Here is a 3,340-nt window from a genome sequence, read left to right as displayed (position 1 = left end):
TTATTTAAAAATAATAAAAAAAAATTTTAATTTAATAATTTAATATATTAATTTAATTTTTTTAAAAATGCATATTTGTGGTAAAAATGTGCAAAATTTAGGCTTTTTCACTAAAACAAAAAAAAAAAAAAAACGGGCGTAGAATTTAAATAGAAGAGAAAATCTTTCTAATAAGGACTCAATTTATGAAAAGATGAAAATTATTAACAATTATGTCACTACCTGTTGCATCATTTGCTGTTGTTGCAGCAATTGCTTGTACACAACAACCAACCAATCCAACACCAACTGCAGAAACAATTATTAAGAATTTACCTGCAGAAGTCAAGGCAAATGCAGAAAACAATGAACTAAATAAATTAAAAGAAAAACTACAAAATTTAGATAAAGATGTGCAAACATCTTTTCTAAATTTACTGGATCAACCTAACAAAAAAGCATTTGAAGATGCTTTAAAAGATGGTTATAAAATTTCTAAAATTACCTTAGCTACTGCTGATAAAACTAATTTTTCTTTAACAATTTTTTTAAGTGTAAGTAAAGCTGAAGATGTTAAAAATAAGACTATTAAAATCGTTGATTTAAAGCAAACTTCAAGCAAAACTCCGCCAGAAACTAATAAACCTCCAACTGATGGAAATCCACCTAAAATTGATAAGCCTCCAGTTGAAGGAAAATCACCTGCTGATAATAATCCACCAAGCACTGTAAAGCAACCAGATAACGAAAATCCTCCGACTAAAGAAGTGCCACCAAATGATCAAAAACCGAGTAAACCAACACCCCCAGATAATCCACCTGCAGAAAATCCTAATCCACTAGATCAGACACCTCCACCTATAGCGACTCCTAATCCACCAAGCACTGTAAAGCAACCAGATAACGAAAATCCTCCGACTAAAGAAGTGCCACCAAATAATCAAAAACCGAGTAAACCAACACCCCCAGATAATCCACCTGCAGAAAATCCTAATCCACTAGATCAGACACCTCCACCTATAGCGACTCCTAATCCACCAATTGCTGTTAAGCCACCTGAAACTAAGCCTGAAGTACCTGTAATTCCACCTAGTGATACTCCTACACAGCCACCTAAAACTTCAGAACCTTATGTTCAAAAGTTTGAAACGGATCTTAAAAAGTTTCAAGGTTACGAAATTAAGACTGAAGTAAATTCAGATCTTCCAATAACAAACGATTATCTTTTTGATAGTTCTACTACTGTAAATAGTCAGAGAAAAAGTAATGTCTGAACAACACAAAACGGAAGTATTAAAGGTAAAAATAATTGAAGAGATTTTCAAAGACCAATTCCTGAATTAGATGCACCTGAATGGAATCCTAATAAAAATATTTTTAGTAGCGCAAAAGAGCAAAGAGATGAAATTCTTGCTAACAATTTTAAACTAAATCCAAATCAGTCATTTAATCAATCATACAACTTTTGATATAACCAAAAAATTATTGCTAATCGTAATTATCTAAACATGGCAGGAAATGGTACTAATTTAGATAATGTTGCAGAAGCACCTCAACCCCTTAAACCCGAACAAGCAGTTAAAGATCGTGCAGTTGAGATGAATCAAAGTGATCTAAAATTTGATTTAAATTCACTAAAACATTTAGTTAATAATAACGAAATGGGTCAAAATCCGAAGATGTTTGGGTGAAAGTTAATAACTTTAAGTGATGAAATTAGACTTAATAAAAAATCTATTTTATCAGACCATATTTTTGAAAATGATCTAAAAGATTTTGATAAAAACTTGAAATTATTTCAAAAAGTTGCTAGTGATATTAGTAATATAAAATTCTATGCAGATGCTATTTCTAATAAAACAGGAACAATGACTTTGTATGTAACTTATAAAAAAGGTAATGAAGATAAAGCATTTAAAATTGATCTAGATAAAACAAATGTTGACTTAAAAAATGATTATGATTACATTAAATTTTTAAATGATCGATCAGTTTCATTAACTTGAAGTTATGCAGGGTGATTTAGTGAAAATGACGATTATCAAGATGACAAAAACGAAACCTGAAAAATTGTTAAATCAAGATTGGATCGAAATATAAAAAATTGAAAAACTGTTCCTGAAAAAGATAAACCAAATAACCTTAACAAATATTTTGGGACAGATGAGCAAGGATTAAATTTTTCGACATCTAACCGTAGAAGTAATCCTACTGGAGTTTTTGCTTCGGGTGGTACAGCTTGAGTTGTAGATAAAATTGTTGATGATAACCTTCCAGAAGGTCAACACGCTTTTGTAATGGCTACAAATAAGCATGTTCTAGATATTGGAAAATTAGCAGGAACTGAAATTTGATATGGATATCCTGGTCATCAATTTAGTTCCAACGCATCTAACCCAAAAGTAATTAATAAGCAAAGTAGTTGATAAAAAATTCAGGTTTTTACTCATTTACATGGACTAGATATGAAACGAGTGATTATTCAAAAACTAGTAATATTCCTTCAAGCGATCTAATACCTAAGAATGGCGAGCAGCCAGAATCTGAAAAATGAAACTACGCTTACAAAGAACAACTTGTTTCAGGTAATTCTAAAAATAGTAATAACGTAGTTAATTTTACAAGTCCTATGTTTAAAGATGGTGATAATAGAACCATATTAAATGCAACCGATGATGAGCCAACATGATTAACTGAAACACGCAAAAATTTCATTAATAGTATCATCTATATGCCGCAATATACAATCGGACATATAGAGAAAAATAGTGGAGCTCAAGTAGATAAAAATATTGGTGGTGGTATTAAAAGAGAAGAACAAAACGGAGATTATACTTATCAAATAATGGGACCTGATTTAGTTTTAGTTAAAATGGTTTTCAAAGATTCAGACCTACAAAAAAACTGGCCTGCACTTTATGATATTTTACAAAAACCTGAAGATGAGCAGAAATCATGATTTAAAGCCCTTGATCTAAATCCTAGAACGGATGATCGAACCAACTCATATATGGCTGGATATCCTGCAGCTAATATCAAAGATGGTACGAACAGAATTTTCTCATGGCGTGCTGCTGATAAGTCAGCAACAAGTTCAATGCGCAATTCCTTTGTAACTTTAGGCACAAGTAGCAGCGTTCAAAAATTCTTTAGAGATTGAGATGCAGATACATATGAAAAATATTATGCTCCTTTTGATGTCAATGGTAGATACAACGAAAATAAGTCCGTTGACTTCCCAAACAGCACTCATATTTCAAACGAGAAAAATGGTTTATATACATCAACAGTTTTATCAGCAACTGAAAGTTTATATTCAGGAGATCATGCTAACCCAGGTAATTCTGGTTCAATGGTAGTT

Annotated in this window: 2 protein-coding genes; both read left to right on the top strand. The window is 31.4% G+C overall.

Annotated features, from left to right (window positions below):
* Nucleotides 1-185 precede the first annotated feature (185 nt).
* A complete protein-coding gene (locus tag CJJ23_RS04190; protein WP_095335098.1) occupies nucleotides 186-2,408 on the top strand; it encodes a hypothetical protein in 2,223 nt (740 codons plus the stop codon).
* Nucleotides 2,402-3,340: hypothetical protein (locus CJJ23_RS04185; RefSeq protein ID WP_180738036.1), on the top strand; the 939-nt coding region annotated here is incomplete at its 3' end. The genes CJJ23_RS04190 and CJJ23_RS04185, both read left to right, overlap by 7 nt.

The sequence above is a fragment of the Mycoplasmopsis agassizii genome, assembly GCF_002276225.1.
Taxonomy (GTDB): Bacteria; Bacillota_I; Bacilli_A; order Mycoplasmatales; family Metamycoplasmataceae; genus Mycoplasmopsis_B; species Mycoplasmopsis_B agassizii_A.
The sequence above is the reverse complement of the archived record's forward strand: the minus strand, read 5'-3'. Positions and strand labels throughout refer to the sequence as shown.